Here is a 352-nt window from a genome sequence, read left to right as displayed (position 1 = left end):
CTCTATAAAATAGTTACTATCAACCTCAGTATTATCAAACTTACGATTAAATTCATTAACTGTATCTTCTATGTCTTTAATTAATCTCTTTTCACCTCGATTTGTTAAACCTTTTGACAAAAGATAACCCGCAAAATTTGGGGCTATCAAAGTTCCTGCTATATATGCTAAAATGCTCACTATTATTCCCCCCTAATCGACGACCATGATTTTTCTTATATTCCAATAACAAACCTTCTCATCATCCTTTTAATTACCAATTTTACATTTTATTCATATTTCTATTATATCAAAAAGTTAAAATAAATTTTCTGTGAATTGTCTGATTAAGTACCAGCAGTTACCGACAAAG

1 protein-coding gene is annotated in these 352 nt (G+C 29.3%); it reads right to left on the bottom strand.

Annotated elements, in window-relative coordinates; genetic code table 11:
• Positions 1 to 180, bottom strand: a 180-nt coding sequence (locus SB658_RS22480) for a hypothetical protein (protein ID WP_410602436.1), incomplete at its 3' end; no start/stop codon positions are given.
• Positions 181 to 352: the final 172 nt, after the last annotated feature.

The organism is Bacillus sp. SIMBA_008 (assembly GCF_046535495.1).
GTDB classification, from domain to species: domain Bacteria; phylum Bacillota; class Bacilli; order Bacillales; family Bacillaceae; genus Bacillus; species Bacillus subtilis.
Note: the sequence above shows the minus strand (reverse complement) of the source record. Positions and strands in the feature narration are given on the sequence as shown.